This window comes from Pseudomonas sp. BIGb0278 (assembly GCF_024809895.1).
Lineage (GTDB): Bacteria > Pseudomonadota > Gammaproteobacteria > Pseudomonadales > Pseudomonadaceae > Aquipseudomonas > Aquipseudomonas shirazensis.
On the sequence record NZ_JANUEL010000001.1, the window covers coordinates 1,101,743 to 1,118,469 of the forward strand.

The 16,727-nt window shown below is 60.7% G+C and carries 12 protein-coding genes; 9 read left to right on the forward strand and 3 right to left on the reverse strand.

The genetic code is table 11. The annotated features are described in order from the left end of the window. The first annotated feature begins 174 nt into the window (after nucleotides 1-174). The 8 genes from M2396_RS05020 (at nucleotide 175) to M2396_RS05055 (ending at nucleotide 9,923) form a co-directional block, all read left to right on the forward strand. On the forward strand, nucleotides 175-2,379 hold the full coding sequence (locus tag M2396_RS05020; RefSeq protein ID WP_409035075.1) for a putative bifunctional diguanylate cyclase/phosphodiesterase: 2,205 nt from the start codon (nucleotides 175-177) through the stop codon (nucleotides 2,377-2,379). Between the two features lie 212 nt (nucleotides 2,380-2,591). Continuing rightward, entirely contained in the window at nucleotides 2,592-3,746 is a 1,155-nt protein-coding gene (locus M2396_RS05025; protein ID WP_259074222.1) for a hypothetical protein, read from the forward strand. 50 nt (nucleotides 3,747-3,796) lie between these two features. Beyond that, nucleotides 3,797-4,915, forward strand: a complete 1,119-nt coding sequence (locus M2396_RS05030; protein WP_259073531.1) for a glycosyltransferase family 61 protein — start codon at nucleotides 3,797-3,799, stop codon at nucleotides 4,913-4,915. A 445-nt stretch (nucleotides 4,916-5,360) separates the two neighbouring features. Beyond that, nucleotides 5,361-5,537, forward strand: a complete 177-nt coding sequence (gene eppA, locus M2396_RS05035) for an EPS-associated small membrane protein EppA (RefSeq protein WP_178080767.1) — start codon at nucleotides 5,361-5,363, stop codon at nucleotides 5,535-5,537. Nucleotides 5,538-5,828: 291 nt separating this feature from the next. Continuing rightward, on the forward strand, nucleotides 5,829-6,386 hold the full coding sequence (locus M2396_RS05040; protein ID WP_101319602.1) for a polysaccharide biosynthesis/export family protein: 558 nt from the start codon (nucleotides 5,829-5,831) through the stop codon (nucleotides 6,384-6,386). 26 nt (nucleotides 6,387-6,412) lie between these two features. Then, nucleotides 6,413-7,528, forward strand: a complete 1,116-nt coding sequence (locus tag M2396_RS05045) for a hypothetical protein (RefSeq protein WP_259073533.1) — start codon at nucleotides 6,413-6,415, stop codon at nucleotides 7,526-7,528. A gap of 20 nt (nucleotides 7,529-7,548) precedes the next feature. Then, a complete protein-coding gene (locus M2396_RS05050; protein WP_101319597.1) occupies nucleotides 7,549-9,114 on the forward strand; it encodes a Wzz/FepE/Etk N-terminal domain-containing protein in 1,566 nt (521 codons plus the stop codon). A gap of 11 nt (nucleotides 9,115-9,125) precedes the next feature. Further along, nucleotides 9,126-9,923 (forward strand): CpsD/CapB family tyrosine-protein kinase, encoded by a 798-nt coding sequence (locus M2396_RS05055; protein WP_101319595.1) that lies wholly within the window; start codon nucleotides 9,126-9,128, stop codon nucleotides 9,921-9,923. 31 nt (nucleotides 9,924-9,954) lie between these two features. Here the strand turns inward: M2396_RS05055 and galE are convergent, their stop codons facing one another. The 3 genes from galE to M2396_RS05070 all read right to left on the reverse strand — a co-directional run bounded on the left by galE (nucleotide 9,955) and on the right by M2396_RS05070 (nucleotide 15,158). Continuing rightward, on the reverse strand, nucleotides 9,955-10,917 hold the full coding sequence (gene galE, locus M2396_RS05060; protein WP_259073536.1) for a UDP-glucose 4-epimerase GalE: 963 nt from the start codon (nucleotides 10,915-10,917) through the stop codon (nucleotides 9,955-9,957). 123 nt (nucleotides 10,918-11,040) lie between these two features. Further along, on the reverse strand, nucleotides 11,041-13,629 hold the full coding sequence (locus M2396_RS05065; RefSeq protein ID WP_259073538.1) for a cellulase family glycosylhydrolase: 2,589 nt from the start codon (nucleotides 13,627-13,629) through the stop codon (nucleotides 11,041-11,043). Between the two features lie 5 nt (nucleotides 13,630-13,634). Further along, nucleotides 13,635-15,158 (reverse strand): O-antigen ligase, encoded by a 1,524-nt coding sequence (locus M2396_RS05070; RefSeq protein ID WP_259073540.1) that lies wholly within the window; start codon nucleotides 15,156-15,158, stop codon nucleotides 13,635-13,637. Nucleotides 15,159-15,251: 93 nt separating this feature from the next. Between M2396_RS05070 and M2396_RS05075 the strand changes: the two genes are divergently transcribed. Further along, nucleotides 15,252-16,628 (forward strand): oligosaccharide flippase family protein, encoded by a 1,377-nt coding sequence (locus M2396_RS05075; RefSeq protein WP_101319586.1) that lies wholly within the window; start codon nucleotides 15,252-15,254, stop codon nucleotides 16,626-16,628. Nucleotides 16,629-16,727: the final 99 nt, after the last annotated feature.

A 16,727-nucleotide genomic window follows, 5' to 3' on the forward strand; every position in this document is an offset into this window, starting at 1 on the left:
AATACTGCACCTCACGATTAGTGTATGGGTGAAACGCTTCAGCTGTCCGAGCATGCGCCCGCACGAGGAAAAACACCAGTCTGGCTCAACATTGCCCAACCTGCGCCGATACACAATCCATCGACCTGCGACCGCGCATTCATGATCAGTGCTTTCCTCGACCAAGATCCCTCAGTGCCCGCCGCCAACCCGGTGCGGCGCGGTATCAACCGCCTGTTGCCGGTAGGCTTTGCCTTGATCGGTATTGGTCTGTCAGTTTTGCTGGGCCGCATAGACATGCAGCGCCAGCAGCTCGAGCAGGTGGCGCATGTGGCTACACAATTATCGGGGGTGAGGGTCGCTCTTGAGGCGCAGTTGCGCGCTGCGTTTGGCGAGACCGAGGGCATCGCCCAGCTGATCACGGCCGATGGCGTGATCAGCGCCGAGCACTTTCGAGGCATGGCGCGTGAGGCGCTGGCCTCGGTGCCGTACATGCGCCATGTGGCCCTGGCCCCAGGCGATGTGATCAATGACGTGCACCCACGTGGGGGCAATCTGTCCGTCATTGGCCTGGACTACCATACCCTGCCTGACCAATACGCCATGCTCGAGCTCGCCCGGCAACGGCAACAGCCTGTACTGGCCGGCCCGGTCAAGCTCCACCAGGGCGGTGAAGCGCTGATTTACCGGCGCCCGGTGTTCGTCAACGGCAAGCGTGGGGTCAAATTCTACTGGGGCAATGTCTCTACCGTTGCCGATATCGACCGTTTGCTGCAGGCCGCCGGTATCGGCCCGGAGCTGCCGATTGACCTGGCCGTGCGCGGCAGCGACGGTAAAGGTGCCGAAGGCGGCATGATCTGGGGCAATGCCGGGCTGTTCAAAGAGCCGCTGCTGACGCAGACCGTCGAGGTGCCGGGTGGCCGTTGGCAATTGGTCGCCGAACCTCGCGAAGGTTGGCCTGCGCTGGCCTTGTTCACTTCGCCGCTGTTCCTGTTCGCCCTGAGTTTTACCGGCTTGTTCAGCTTGTTCGTTGCTCAGCTCAACCGTAGCCGGCGTCTGCTGCAACGGCGTAACCGCGAGCTGCGCGAGTCGCAGGCGCAGCTTGTGCGGCTGGCCCACTACGACACCATTACCGGGCTGCCCAATCGAGTGTTGTTCCAGCAGCAGTTGGCCGCTGCCATCAATCAAGGCCATGGCCTGGCTGTATTGATGCTGGACATCGACGGCTTCAAGCAGGTCAACGACAGCCTCGGCCACGCGATGGGCGACCTGTTGTTGCAACAGGCAACGGCGCGGTTTCTGCAAGAGCTGAACAAAGGCGATCGGGTTTGCCGCATGGGCGGTGATGAGTTCGTGTTCATGCTGCAGGGCAGCCAGAGCCAGGTCAGCCAGCAGGTGCAGGGGATCCTGCGGGCGTTGCAGCGGCCCTTCGATCTCAATGGCAACGCGGCGCTGGTCACCGGCAGCATCGGCCTGGCCTGGTGCCCGCAGCAGGGCAATGATGTCGACAGCCTGCTGCGTCATGCCGACACCGCGATGTACGTCGCCAAGGAAAACGGCCGCAATGCCTGGCGCCCTTACCATCCGGACATGACTGCACGCCTGCAGCAGCGTCTGGAGATGGAGCGCAACCTGCGCCGCGCCTTGCAGGACAATGAATTCGAGTTGTGGTATCAGCCCAAGATCGATCTGTTCAGCGGCCGGGTAGAAGGCGTCGAAGCGCTGCTGCGCTGGCGTGATCCGGTGCATGGTCTGGTGGCGCCGGGCGAGTTCGTGCCTTTGGCCGAGCAGACCGGTTTGATCATCCCGCTGGGCGAGCGCGTGTTGGAACTGGCCTGCGCGCAGTTGGCCAGCTGGCGCAACACAGACTGCTTGCCAGGACCGCTGGCCATCAACGTTGCGGCGCTGCAGATCGAGCGCAGTGATTACGTCAGCAGCCTGGCCGGCGCTTTGGCCAGTCATGGGCTGCCAGCGCAGTTGCTGGAAGTGGAAATTACCGAAAGCCTGTTGATGGAGAGCCAACAACAGGCCTGCGCCGTGCTCGCGCAACTGCAGGCAATGGGCGTGGCGACTGCAGTCGATGACTTCGGTACCGGCTACTCATCCTTGGCCTATCTGCGCTCGCTGCCCATCGATCACCTGAAGATCGATCGTGCGTTCATCAAGGACCTGCCTGACGATGATGACGCGGTAGCCGTTGCCCGGGCAATTATCGACCTGGGCCATGCCTTGGGTTTCCGGATCACCGGTGAGGGGATCGAAACCCAGGCGCAGTACGACTTCCTGCGCAACGCAGGTTGCGATCAGGGGCAAGGGTATCTGATGGCGCGGCCGATGCCCGCAGCCGCCCTGCAGGCGTGGCTGGCAGCGCGTCAACGCAGCCCAGTCAGTACAACCTGAAAGATAAAATTTGACGCCATAAAAGCATGCGCCATGCTGTCAAAATGCCGCTTGCAAAGGGGCTACCTTGCATCTTTAATTGTTACCAATTATGAGTGCGAAGTCATACAGCTATTGCATTAACTTTCAATAAGTTAGGCGCGTTTTCCTGCGCGTTGATGATGACCCTGCGTTTTGCCTGGATGGCTTTTGCCAAGGACATTGAAGAAGACATGAAAGAGAACCTGCAGGCAGTTGCTCGAAAATTCATCTCTCCCTCGATGCGCTACGAGATGCGGCATGTCTCGAATCGATTACGTGATGTGCTCAGCCGTGCCTGTGTCTGGCGCTGGGAAGTCAGCCGCTTTCGGCTCAAGCAAGAGAGCCCTTATCAGATCCTTTACATCGGCAGAAAGCAGCAGCGCGAAATGGCCAAGCTGTTGATCGCCGGCAAGGGCCAGGCCGCTGTCGCCGAAACCTACGCGGTGGCGCCTTCAGGTGGCGCCGATCAAACCGTGGTGATCAGCGAAATGCCCACCAGCGGCGCGTTGTCGGTGCCGCATTATCTGAGCGCCGTAGTGCCGCTGGGTCGTCCCTTGGAAGACATCACCGCCCGCTATGACAGCGAACTACGCCGCAGCATTCGCAAGCACCGGCCGCTGTACCAGATGCGCCAGACTCTCGATGACGCTGAGATCGCCATGGCTGACCGTGAGCTGTTGCGTCCGTACGCCACCGCTCGCCAGGGTATTCATGCTGCCCAGTTTGCTACTGAGGAAGTGTTTCGCATTGCCAAGGGTGTTGGCCGCCTGGACCTGATCACGCTGGGCGATGACGTGGTCGCCTGCCATCTTGGCTGCGAAATCACTCGCGGCGGCAAGCGCTACTGGAGCACCCTGCGCTTTGGTTACTGCGAAGCGATATTCAGCGATGCCAAGAAGCTGCGTGAGGTCAATTCCATCACCACCTACATGGCCCTCGAATGGGCGTTGGCTAATGGTTATGACTATTACGACATTGGCCTGTGCCTGGCGCGTCCGGATGATGGTCTGCTCAAGTGGAAACGACGGCGGGGCGGGGATGTCGATTCGCTGGGTAACCATGCCTATATGTTTGTGCGCTTGCCCAAGACGGGAGCCGCACAGTTTCTCTGGGATACGCCCCTGTTCGCGGTCGAGGGCAACAAATTGACGTTGCACCTGGGGTTGCCCGAGGGGCCCAGTGATGACGAGGTCGCCAGCCGCTACCACGAGATGGTGTTCGGCGGGCTGCACAAGATCTACCTGTACGGCGGCCATGGCCATGGCGAAGGGTTTTTGCAGACCCTGCGCAGCCGCTATGCCAGCTTGCAATCGCCCCCCACGATGGAGCGGGTTGTGTCCACCTAGCGGCCGCTAGTCAGGACGAATTGGCGCACCGCCCTGTGGGAGGAGGCTTCATGCCAAGCAATATCTCGAATTTCAGTGGCCAGCCAGCCTCGCGCCAGCACACCTGGACGCTTGCCGCATATCGGAACATTGCCCGGCAAAAGTTGGCGCGGTCAGCTGCGAGATCCCTGCAGAGCCTTGCGGTAAAGAGCTGGGATATCGCTCCGGGTGAGCGCACCATCACGCCACCGGCAATTTACCTGCCTGATCAAATGCAGCGGGTAACCGGCTGGGAGGCGCGTTTTTTCCCCTATGTGCATCCCGGCCCGACCATGGCCGGCGGCATCCAGGTCGAACATGGCCCCACCCGGGGCTATTTGCTCAAGGATGTCTGGCTTATCGATGGCGTTCTGTACAAGGACAACGCCAGCCTATGGCTGTCGGCCAAGCCGCGCACCCTTCCCGGGATCGCGGTGGAGCACGAGATCGAGCGCGCAGCGATCTACTGCACGCAGAATGGCAATTCGTGGTTTGGCACCTGGCTGATGGAAGACTGCGTGACCTATGCGCTGGCATGCGATGAGGGAGTGCCGGTAACGACTGCGCCCTCGGCACGCTTGCCGCTGTTCACTCAGGCGCCGCCCTATGAGGCCTGGTTGGGGATGAACCCGCTGCGCCTGCACACGGCCTTCTTCCGCGAGTTGGTCCTGTTCGATGACCAGAGCCACAACCGCAGCCGGCATGCACGCTATCGCGCCATGGGCGACAAGTTGCTATCCCATGTCAGCCATGCGCCGCATCCGGGTGTGTTCTTGCTGCGCGGCGGCGCTGGCGAGCTGCGCCTGCTGCGCAACGAACTGGCGATTGCCGAGCACCTGCGCACGCAGTATGGGTTTCGCGTCATCGACCCGCTGCGCAACGATGTGCCCACCATTGTGGCGGCGTGCGCGGGTGCCAGGATTGTTGCGGGTGTCGAAGGCAGCCAGCTCGTCCACGGCGTCAACGTATTGCGAGAGGGCGGGACCATCCTGACCCTGCAACCGCCCAACCGTTTTGTCAGTTATTACAAATACTTGGCCGATCGCGATGGGCAACATTTCGCGCTTGTCGTCGGTCAACCAGAAGGTGACGGCTTTATTATCGATAGGGATGAACTCGACCGAACTCTCGATCTGCTGCCAGCAGGCTAATACCCCATTGCCTGGCAATTGTGCAGGTGGATGTCTATTTGGCACGTGTTAATTGCAATTGATTACATTGCCTTCTCGTTTATGAAACAACTTCAGAAAATATATATCGCCAAGCGGAATAACCGCGCCGCGTTTGCTAACCAGTTAAACTCTGATTTGCGCCTGCGCATTGGTCCATTGACGCGAAGTGTTCGCATTTAAGTGGTCATCAAGCCCCGCTTTTACCGCGAAGATTAGCGAGCATAGGCGCTTTTGGCCGTTGTTAGCTGATTAGGCAAAACAGCATATTTCAGTTGTCGTGTTTTTGACGAAAACAGTGCCCCCCGATTGAGTTTTATTATGGTGTCGGATCATTGACGTAATATCATTGTGCCCATAAGCTCATTTCAACACCCCATGCGATCTGCACCCAACTCATCTGTTTGTCCTCTTTCTGGAGGGGATTATGCGTTCGACCCTGTTTATCAAATCGATTTTCCTGCTGGTGCTGTTAAGCGGTGCTGCTCGTGCCGCTGATTCATATGTAAGCCAGAACAGCGTCATCCCGCTGACGACAGCGGCATGGTTGTTTGCGTTTGCAGTTGTGGGTTTTGTCGCCGTCGCCAATAGAAGAAAAATCTGATCGGCTTCAAGCGTTTGGCTGGTTTTCAATTGTGTGGGTGGGCGCCAGGTCTGATCGATCAAGATAGAGCAGCAGGGTTGGCTAGGAGCGGCTTGTCAATTCTCAAAGCCTAGCTATATTCCAGATGCCAGTGGCGCTAACGCCGGGTGATTGACAGGGCATTGCGGCAACGGCCGTAAAGCAGCGCAGAGCCGCTGCAGCGGTGGCAATGCAGCTTTGCAGTAGAGCGAGAGGTTGTGCGTAGTTCTCATTCAGTGCTCTTTTGACGGCCGCCTGGCCGGAGGGACCCCCATGGTGCGTTTGTTAGGTTCACTGGTCTGCGTGCTTGCGGTCTGGTCCGGTACGGTCAGTGCCGATGAAAAGAGTTCGCCTTATCTGCTGAGTCCGGGCGACAAGGTCACTGTTTCGGTGTGGGGCGATAACAGCCTGCGCCAGGAAACCAAAGTGCTGCCCGACGGCAGCATCACTTTCCCGCTGGCAGGCCGAGTTGATGTCGCTGGGTTGGATGTCACCACGGCGGCAAGCCGTGTCGCCCGCCAACTCGAAAAGTACATGCCAGACCCCAACGTCAGCGTCGTGGTAACTGAGGTCAACGGCAACCTGGTCTATGTGCAAGGCAAGGTGATGAAGCCTGGCCCGGTACAGATGTCTGGGCCGACAGCGGTGCTGCAGGCCTTGAGCATGTCCGGCGGCCTGGACAAGTTCGCCGATGAAAGCGCGATCAAGGTGATCCGCCGTGTCGGCAATACCGAGCGGGTCTTGCCGGTGCGTTACAAGGATTTGGTTTCGGGGCGTGATCTGTCCACCAATATCCAACTTCAGGCTGGCGATACGCTGGTCGTCCCTTGAGCGGGCTGGTTAGCGCAAAATCGACCGTGCCGCTGCTTCGCGCAACAGGTGTTGTAACGGCAATCTGCATGTTGCCGTACTCGGCCTCGGTCCACGCTGCCGTCTGGCAGTCTTCGGCAACATTGCCCAGCACTGTCGAATACGACAGCAACCCGCTATTGCTCAGCTCCCAGGAGCAAAGCGTGGTGCGCACCATCATTGCGCCCAATTACAGCCTGGTTGGCAAATACGATCGCGATGAGCTGCGCTTCGGCCTGGGCCTGACGGTGCTGCGCTCATCCGACAAGTCGGTGGTCGATGACCGCGAAGACCCTAATCTGAGTATTGGCTGGCAGCGTGAGACCGAAACCGGTGGTTTTGGCTTGCGTGGCCTGTACAGCGAAAGCTCGACACTTTCCGGCACAGTGCTTGAAACCGGTGTGGTCACCACTGACGGCACCCAGAAGCTGTATTCGCTGATCGGCAACTGGAACCGCGCGCTGACCGAGCGGACCACCCTGGAAAACGAAACCACCTACAACCGGGCCCGCTACGACATCAACACGCTCACCGGCTACGACGAACTGGCCAGCGAACTCACCCTGACCTACGCCTGGAGTGCGCAGACCCAGTTCTTCACCGGCATCACCGCCAGGCGCTACGAGCCTGACGATGACACCACCGCCAGCGCTTCCAACAGCTACGCGCCGGTGGTCGGGGTCAAGTACCAGTTCTCCGAGCGGCTCGAGGGCAGCCTGCGCGTAGGCGTCAACCAGGTCTCTGGTGATGGCGGCGGGCGCCGCGGGGAAGGCGGTGCATCGCTGCGCTACAACGGCGAACGGCATGACGCCACGTTGACTGCCGAACGCAGCACGGTGGCCAGTGCCGAGGGCGGCTTTGCCGAAGTCGACGCCGTGCGCGGAAGCTGGAGTTATGCAGTCGATGAGCTGACCCGGGTCGGCGTCGACGCGGCCTGGCAAGACAGCAAGGGCCAGACCCCGAATACCTTGCAGACCTACGGCGTGTGGGCCAGCCGGGAGCTTTCGCAGTTCTGGGACGTGCGCTTGTCCTTGATGCACCGCGAGCGCAAGCAGAACGACCTGGGTGACGCCGTTGGCACCATTGTCGGCCTGACTCTCACTTACCGAATCCCCGACCTCTGACGTTCAGCCTGGTGGCCACTATGAAGTCTGAATACGAGCTGTCCCTCAAGGATTACATCGCCATCATCAAGGACCGTGCGCTGCTGCTCGGGGTGACCATCGTGGTCATTCTGGCCATCAGCGTGGCGATCGCGCTGAGCGTGCCACCGTTGTATCAGTCCACCGGCACCATTCTGGTCGAGTCGCAGCAGATCTCGCCCGAACTGGTCTCGGCCAACAACAGCAGCTTCGCCGATGAGCGCATCGAGGTGATTCGCCAGCGAGTGATGACCCGCGACAATCTGCTGCGGATCATCGACAAGTACCAATTGTTTGCCGACAAGGGCCGCCAGTTCAGCGAGTCGGACAAGATCGATCAGATGCGCAACACGATCGTGGTCAACACCCTCAGCACCTTCGTCAAAGGCCGCGGTGAAACCACTGTAGCCTTCAACGTGTCCTTCGAGCACAAGCGTCCCGAGGTGGCTCAGGAAGTCGCCAACGAGCTGGTCACGCTGTTCCTCAATGAAAATGTCAAGCAGCGCACCGAGCGCGCCACCGAAACCACCGAATTCCTTACCCAGGAGGCAAACAAGCTGGGCGCTGAACTGGCCACCCTGGAAAATCAGCTGGCTGACTTCAAACAGGCGCACGCCAACACCTTGCCCGAGAACCAGGCGTTGCGTATGAGCATGTTGTCCCGCGCCGAGCTTGAATTCCGCGAGATCGATCGTGACTACAAGGCCGCTCAGGAAGAGCTGCGCTACCTTGAAGTCGAGCTGTCTGCCGCCAACGCCGGTGTCACCAGCAAAGCCGATGGCAGCCGCGGCGGTGCAGCTGACTTGCCGCAGGATCTGCCCAGCCTCAAGGCTGAATACGCTCGCCTGCTGACCACCTACACCGAAGCCCACCCCGATGTGATTGCCGTCAGACGCAAGATCGATGCGCTGCAGGCGGCAGGTGGCGGTCCTAAAGCGTCTTCGGGCGTCAGCCTCGAGGTTGCCCGCGCCCGTACCAAAATCGGCGCCGCGCAGCAGCGCATCGCCTCGCTGGTTGAGCAAAAGCGTCAGCTCTCGGCCAAGATCGAAGGCTACGAGGCCGAGATTCTCGAGGCGCCGCAGGTCGAACGCGGCCTGGTCACGTTGATGCGCGACCACGACAACGCCCGCAAGAAGTACGAGGAAATCCGCGCCAAGGAAATGGGCGCAAAAATCACCGAAAGCCTGGAGCAGGAAAACAAGGCCGAGCGCTTTGTTCTGCTCGAGCCGCCGCTGTTGCCGGAAAAACCCGTCAAGCCCAATCGCAAGAAGATCGTCGCCCTTGGCGCGGTACTGGCACCGGCTGGCGGCGCGGCACTGGTGATGCTGATGGAAATGCTCAACCAGCGCGTGCGCGGTGTTGGCGCACTGGAAAGCGTGGTCGGCAAGCGGGTATTGGTTGCGGTGCCGTTCATCGCCACCCAGGCTGAACTGGCCAAACGCAGGCGCTGGCGAGTACTGGCGGTGCTTGCTGCACTGGCACTGGTGGCTATCATGTTACTCATGGTCCACCTGTTCTACATGCCATTGGACCTTCTGCTTTATAAAGCTATGGCTCGGTTTGAATAGGGAAAGCAGCGATGGACAGACGTACGCCGGCTACTGGAAGCAACCTTCATCCTGTAACAGCGAGTGCCGCGCAACCAGCACCGGTGCTGCAGCAGCCCGAGGCTTTGGGCCAGTTCGATTACGTCAACACCACGGTGGTGCCGCTGCGCGCGGAGCACCTGGAGCGGCATCGAATCGTCGCCTACAACAAGAACTCGAACATGAGTTGGGCCTTCGACCTGTTGCGCACGCAAGTGCTGCAAACCATGGAAGAGAACGGCTGGCGGACCTTAGCGATCACTTCGCCAACGCCTGAGGCCGGCAAGACCGTGCTGGCCATCAACCTGGCCATGAGCATCGCCCACCACACCACCAAGACTGCGCTGCTGGTTGATTTCGACCTGCGCCGGCCGCGGGTCGGCAGCAGCCTGGGCTTGCCGATGGGCAAGGCGCTCAACGAATACCTGAACAATCAGGCTGGGCTGGAGGAGGTGCTGGTCAACCCGACCCTGCCGCGCTTTGTCGTGCTGCCGACCCGTGAGCCGGTGCCATTGTCCACCGAGGTGCTGTCCTCGCCCAAGGTGAACAACCTGATCCATGACCTGCGCGAGCGTTACGAGTCACGCATCTGCATCTTCGACCTGCCGCCGTTGCTCAGCTCCGACGATGCAATCACCGTGCTGCCCAAGTTCGACTGCGTGCTGCTGGTGGTCGCCAACGGCAACAACAGCAAAAAGGAAATCGAAGACTGCCTGTACCACCTGGCCACCGCCAACCTGATTGGTGCCGTGCTGAACAAGGCCGAAGCGCAGACCCGCTCTTACTACTGAGTAGTGTTCAACCCTGACCAACCCTTGGTGTTTAGCGCCAGGGGTATTGCTGCTCCCAGTTCCAGGCATGGCCAAGGATGTCATCAAGCAGTGGGTACTGGGTGTGCCAGCCGAGGATCTGTCGAGCTTTACTCGCGTCGGCCACCAGGCTCGGCGGGTCGCCGGCGCGGCGTCCTGCCTCGATGACATTGATTGACCGCCCCGTGACACCGCGAGCGGCAGCTATCACCTGCTCCACGGAAAAGCCCTCGCCATTGCCCAGGTTGAGCGCCGTACTGGCGCCGCCGGCCTGCAGGTAGTCGATCGCCAAGGCGTGCGCCGAGGCGAGGTCGTTGACATGGATATAGTCGCGGATGCAGGTGCCATCCGAGGTACTGTAGTCGCGGCCAAACACGGTCACTGCCGGGCGCCGACCTGAGGCCGCCTGCAGGATCAACGGGATCAGATGAGTTTCCGGCTCATGACACTCGCCCAGCATGCCATCGGGGTCAGCCCCAGCCGCATTGAAGTAGCGCAGGCACACCGAGCGCAGCCCGTAGGCGCGATCGAAGTCTTCGAGCATCTGCTCGACCATCCATTTGCTGCGTCCATAGGGGTTGATCGGCGCCTTTGGATGGGCCTCGTCGATTGGCACATACTGGGGGTCGCCGTACACTGCGGCGGTCGACGAGAACACCAGCTGCCTGACGTCTGCCTGCATCATCGCCTGGAGCAGGCAGAGCGTCGCGGCGACGTTGTTCTGATAATACTTGCCGGGGTCAGTGACCGATTCGCCCACCTGGATGAACGAGGCGAAGTGAAACACCGCATCGAAGCGATGAGAGGTAAACAGCGCATCCAGTGCTGGCCGGTCGGCGATGTCCAGATTGACCCAGACGACCCCACTGTGGGCCGGCATGACGTCGGCGACCACAACTTGATGCCCCGCCAGCAGCAAGTGCTTGACCATATGTGAACCGATGTAGCCTGCGCCGCCGACAACTAGAAACTTCATCCAATTCTCCTGGAATCTGTAGTTGTTCCGTCCACTCCTGGGTGGGTCAAACAGGTGCATCTAAGACGGGTCGAGCAAACGCGGACTAAAGCTGACTTCTGAGAGGGTAGGTGGCAAAAATGGCTATTTCAAGAACAGCCAATTACTCATGTGCTGGCCATCGAAAGTGATCACATATCGCCCGTCCTCGTAGCTGACGGGCAACTGCTGCTGTTTGCCGGTATACAGCTTCAAACCTGGCCCAGCCTTGATGCTGACGCGACCTTGCAGCGGCTCGACGTGAAACGGCGTCATGTCATCCGGGCGCGGCACCGCGCGGGTGCCCAGCGAGATCAGCAGCGCACGCGACTGGCTGAACGGTTTGCCATCCAGGCTTTGCACGGCCACGCTCGCGTATGGCGTTTGCAGGTCGAGCCCCAGTTGCGCGAGGCTCATCGAATGCCCGCCCAGCCAGCCAGTCGCCGCTTGGGTCAGTGGGGTGTCGATGGTGTACACGCCTTGCTGCCAGTTGCGTTTGAGCTCGCCAGTGTCAGAGCTGGACTCGCTGGCATCGGCTGTCAGCAACGATTGGTCCGGGTCCTGCAGCACCTGCGCGCCCGCAGCGATGGGGCTGGGCCGCAGCCAGGGCAGCTCGGGGGAGGCCGGTAGGGCGATCTGCAACTGGCCTTTTTCCATTGCGCTGCGCAGCAGGACCGAGTTGGCCGGGGTGATCAGGCGGTTGAACAGGGTGGCGGGTGAGGGCGCAAAGACGTAGCGGGTCTGCGCGGGCTGCACATCACCGCGCCGGTAGAGCAGGGCGGCGGCGGGCATGGTCGCCATCAGGCCAGGGTCGTTGTAGGCGTTCCAGTTGTCGGCGCGGATCCACTGGGCGATGAAAGCCTGCTGGCTGTAGGCGTACTGCATCATCGCGTCCCAGCCCTGATGGCTGGCGGTGCCGGCAATGTACAACGGCAGCGAGTGACGATCGGGGCTGGGGAACGGCTGGGCGTTCCACTCGGTCACGCTCATCGGCAGGCCGGCAACCTGCGCCGCAGCCAGCCAGTTAACAAGGTTGTCGCTGGTCAGCGGGTTTTTTTCCAGCTGGCCGCTGGCACCGTAGCTGTGGGCATCGATCATATCGCCAGAGGTCAGCGCCGGTAGCGTACTCAGGCCATTGCCGCCCCAACTGCTGGTGGTGACGATCGGTACTTTCACGCCGAGCCCGCGCAGGTGCTCGATCAGGCTGACGTTGAACTGGTGCTCGAGGTCGTTGAGAAACAGCTTCGACGGGCCAGGTTCCCAGGCACGCCAGGTGCGGTCTGCCGGCAAGTCGTGGCGCTGGGCAAAGGCTTTGGCCAGCTCCATGTAGCGCTGACTGTGGCGCGGTACACCCTTGTCCGGCAGCAGCGCGTTACCATAGTGCTGGACGATGTCGTTTTCATTGGTCAGCAACAGCGCAGCAATCGCCGGATCATCCTTGTAGGCCATGCCGGTGTAGGCGTTGACATGGGTGACGTACTGCTCGGCAAAGCGCTTCATCGCTTGCTGGATCGAGGCGTTGACGTAGGCATAGCCTTTGAGGTCGATGTAGTTCTTGCCCTTGGCCAGCTCGGCGAAATCGCTGATCTGGTCGTTGATGGTCAGTACCCGTTCGACGTGCATGTCCAGCCAGACGTAGATGCCTTCGTCCTTCAGGCACTTGATCCACCAGTCGAGCTTGCGCAGCGATTCGGCATTGAGCTGTTGGGTATCGCGCAGTTTGCTGACATCGCCAAAGATATTCGGGCTGACCCAGGGCGAATCGTGATGGTGCAGGCGGATCAGGTTGAAGCCCAACGCTGACAGGCGCTTGGCCTGTTGCTTGATCTCGTCGTCGGGGGTGTTGTACAGCGCATAGGCAGACAGATTGGTGCCCCAGAAGCGCACAGGGGTGTTGTCGGCAAAGGCCAACTGCTCGCCGTCCGCCTTGACGAAGCCGCGCTTGCCGGCCGGTTTCTCCCCGGCATTGAGAAATGACAGGTCGACCGGAGCGGTGCGCCAGTCGAGCTGGTCATCCGGCCAACTGTTCGGGTCGGCCAGGCCAAAACGTTCTTCCGTGGTCTGGCCAATGTCGATATCGCCGCTGACCGTGAGCGTCGCCTTGATCTGCTGGCGACCGGGTACAATCGGGTCCTCATAGAAAAACGCACGTATTTCACTGGGGTCGCCGCGTTCCATGAACACTCTGGCCAAGGCGGGCTGGAAGCGCATCTCGATGCGTCGGCCCTGGGCATCGTTGCCCCACGACCAGCCACTGTTGCCCGGCAGCAACACAGGCTTGCCCATCTCGCCGGCAATCAGCGCCGGGTCGAAGTTGAACACGATGCCGCCGCCCATGATGTCGGTTTTCCTGCTGTGGGCGTCAAGGGTGATGTCCCAGCTCAGGATCTGTGCCTGCGGCTTGGCGATGCTCGCGGTCAGATCAAAGTCGAGGTCCTTGCTCTTGCCCATCAGGCTGTACGCATAGGGCGCATTGACCTTGAGCGCGGTGTAGAAGCCGGTCCAGCTCCAGTCCGCGCCCCAGAAGTCGAAGCGTGACGCCATGACCGGGCCGCCACCACGGGTCAGGCTCGGCAGGCCATTGCTTTGGTCGACGCTGACTGACCACTCTGCCGTCCACGCCGGCAGCGGCAGCAGCACCAGAGCGAGCAGGGCCGAGGCCCGCATGAGGGGGCGCATACGCAGTGAGGTCATTGTCATTACCTGGATTGAAGGCTGGCGAATGCGCTACCGGCTTCGGCCTGGCGGGCACGGCGCACCATCTGTATGTAAGCCACGCTTACCCCGGCAATCGACCAGTACACGACAGGGATCACGGTAATACTGCTGACGGTGAAGATGATCACCAAAATGCCCAGCAACGTCGCCAACAGGGCGCGGCCGAGCAGGCGACCTTCTTCGTTGCGGTCGGGGAAGGCGCGCAGCGCCTTGCGCAGGCCGAACAGGATGCTGACGAAGAAGCCGACAAACAACGTCAGCCCGACCAGCCCGACCCGCAGGGCCAGGTTGATATAGGTATTGACGATGTCGATGATGCCTTCGCCCTGGATCATCGACTGCATTTCCGGGGTATTGCGGAAGTCGAACGAGCCAAACAGCGGATTGCGCTGGATCACGATCCATGAGTTGTCCAGCAGGCGTTCGCGGTAGGTGATGTTCTCTTTTTCCAGGTTGCCAATGAACGGCAGCAGGTCGAGCACCTTTTCCCCGCCAGGCATCACGCTCAGCAGCGGCAGTGTCAGCACACCGGCCATGGCCAGCAGGCTCAGGCGCTTGACCGCGTTGCGCCCGGTGGCGATGAATACGCCGACAATGATCACCGCACCGATCCACGGCCCGCGTGACAGCGGCACGATCAGCCCGGCCGCCAGCAGCAATGCGCCGAGCAGGCACTGCAAACGGCTGCGTACATAGCTACTGAGGAACAGGAACAGGCCTATCGCCACGCTGATCACGTAGCCCAGCGCAATCGCCTGGCCGGTAGTAGCACTGGCCCGCAGCGAGCCGCCGCGGCTGAGGTAGCCGGACATGCCCCACTGGGTGCCCATGGCATCGGTCAGCGCGTTGTATAGCAGCCAGTGGCGGGAAAACTCGGCCACGGCAATCAACGACAGCAGAAACGCCGCCAGCACGAACGCCAGCAGCGCATCCTTGAAGTCGCTGATCTGCTTCAGGCCGCGGCTGGCAACGTAGTAGGGCAGAAACACATCCGTGTACAGATAGAAGCTCTGGCGCAAGGTATCGGTCAGGGTGGTTTCGCGCAGGTACAGCAGGCCCATCAGAATCAGGCTGGCCGCCAGCAGCTTGTCCGGCAGGGTGCGGCCGAAGGCCAGGGTGTCGCCTTGCCTGCTCAGGGCAAGTGCGGTGGGCAGCAGCAGGCACAGCGACAGCAGGCGGATGTGGTTCATCTCGAACAGGTAATTGACCACGCCGAAGCCGGGTATTTCCACCGACGCCGGCGGGATCAGGAACAGCAGGATGAAAAACAGTGCCAGCACATTGTGTTCACGGCGCCGCACCACATACAGGATCACTGCGGTGGCGGCGGCATATAGCCAGAAGCTGTAGGAAAAAAACGCCAGTAGGGTCAGGCCAAACCAGAGGTTGCGGCGGCGCTTGAAGTCCGCCGGCGGAATGATATCCAGTGCCGGTTTGCGCGCCATCACAAACACCACGCTGGCCACGAACAAAATAACGATCAGTGCACGAAAATGTTCTGGCATTGGCTAGGGCACCTATCCCTGGATTATTGAGACTCGCATCATGGCTAATTGAAACTATAGTGACTTCTAGCCATTCAGTCAGAGATTGAAGTCATGCCGTCGATTGAAGCGTCCGCTGCCGTGAGCCTGCGCTCCAGGGCAATCTGGGCCGGAGCCTGGAACCTGGTGTCGCTGCTGGCTTCACAGGGCATGCGGCTGGGCGGCAACCTGATCATGGCGCGGCTGCTGTTGCCGGAAATGTTCGGTGTGATGGTCATTGCCGGCACGGTTTCGATGCTCCTGCATTTGCTGTCCGACGTCGGTCTGCGGCAAAACATCATCCAGAGCACGCGCGGCGACGATCCGCTGTTTCTCAATACCGCCTGGACCGTGCAGATCGTGCGCGGTTTCGTGCTGTTTGGTCTGACCCTGCTGTTGGCACTGGCCGCCTGGTATGCCCAGCGGGCTGACCTGTGGCCTGCCGAGTCGGCCTACGCTGCCCCCGAGCTGCCGATGGTGCTGGCTGCCACTGGCCTGTCGGCGATCATCTGGGGCTTTCAGTCGACTAAGATAGATGTGGCGGTGCGAACTTTCCAACAGAAGCGCGTGGTTTTGATCGAACTGGCGTCGCAGTTCATCGGATTGCTGGCGATGTTGCTGATTGGTTACTTCACCCGTTCGATCTGGTCGTTGGTGCTGGCCGGGTTGATTTCGGCGCTGGCAGGCACCTTGCTTGGCCACCTGGCGATGCATGGCCATGGCAACCGCCTGCAGTGGGACCGCGACGCACTGCAGGAGCTGATCGTGTTCGGCCGCTGGATCCTGTTGTCGTCGATGGTCGGTGTGCTGGCGATGTACGGCGACCGCATGTGGTTCGGCGCGAGCATGACGGTGGCGCAACTGGGGGTGTACTCGATTGCAGTGTTGATTCTGGGCGCGATCCAGACCGGGCTGTTGCGCCTGGGCGGCTCGGTGGCCTTGCCCGCGTTCAGCGAGGCAGTCCGGGAAGGCGACATGGAGCGGCTCAAGCGCCTGTATTACCGGTTTAAGCTGCTGGTCGACCTGGCCATGCTGTTTACCTGCGGCGTACTGCTGACTGCCAGCCCGTTGCTGATCGGCTGGATGTATGACGAGCGCTATGCCGAAGCCGGCCCGATGCTGGCGATTCTGTCGTTGTCGTTCTTCACCCTGCGTTACACCATGTCGCATCAGCTCTGGGTGGCCCTCGGCCTGACCAAGTATCAGGCCATGGACAACATCATCCGGCTGGTTTCGCTGTGGGCCTTGTTACCGCTGTTGCTGGCCCTGGGCGGCGTCGAATACGCGATCTGGGGGGTCGCCCTGCACACCTTGCCGACTTTGATCCTGGTGGTCTGCGTCAACTGCAAGCTGGGCATGTTCAGCCTCAAGCGCGAGCTGGTGGTGCTGCCCATGCTGGCGGTCGGGGCGTTGTTCGGCGTTGCGGTCACGCATTTTTTCGCTTGGCTCTGACGCTTGTCGGGCCAGCTACTAAGATGTCAATAATCCACGGGCACAGGTCTTGGAATTATGGGGAAGCTTGAATTTTGCAGTCGGCTGTCCGGTCGTAGA

What these genes read in the sequence shown, in the direction of transcription:
- M2396_RS05025 (WP_259074222.1), top strand. Translation starts at nt 2,592, where the DNA reads ATGAAAGAGAACCTGCAGGCAGTTGCTCGAAAATTCATCTCTCCCTCG.
- M2396_RS05075 (WP_101319586.1), top strand. Translation starts at nt 15,252, where the DNA reads ATGCCGTCGATTGAAGCGTCCGCTGCCGTGAGCCTGCGCTCCAGGGCA.
- M2396_RS05050 (WP_101319597.1), top strand. Translation starts at nt 7,549, where the DNA reads ATGAAGTCTGAATACGAGCTGTCCCTCAAGGATTACATCGCCATCATC.
- M2396_RS05055 (WP_101319595.1), top strand. Translation starts at nt 9,126, where the DNA reads ATGGACAGACGTACGCCGGCTACTGGAAGCAACCTTCATCCTGTAACA.
- M2396_RS05070 (WP_259073540.1), bottom strand. Translation starts at nt 15,158, where the DNA reads ATGCCAGAACATTTTCGTGCACTGATCGTTATTTTGTTCGTGGCCAGC.
- M2396_RS05040 (WP_101319602.1), top strand. Translation starts at nt 5,829, where the DNA reads ATGGTGCGTTTGTTAGGTTCACTGGTCTGCGTGCTTGCGGTCTGGTCC.
- M2396_RS05065 (WP_259073538.1), bottom strand. Translation starts at nt 13,629, where the DNA reads ATGACCTCACTGCGTATGCGCCCCCTCATGCGGGCCTCGGCCCTGCTC.
- galE (WP_259073536.1), bottom strand. Translation starts at nt 10,917, where the DNA reads ATGAAGTTTCTAGTTGTCGGCGGCGCAGGCTACATCGGTTCACATATG.
- eppA (WP_178080767.1), top strand. Translation starts at nt 5,361, where the DNA reads ATGCGTTCGACCCTGTTTATCAAATCGATTTTCCTGCTGGTGCTGTTA.
- M2396_RS05030 (WP_259073531.1), top strand. Translation starts at nt 3,797, where the DNA reads ATGCCAAGCAATATCTCGAATTTCAGTGGCCAGCCAGCCTCGCGCCAG.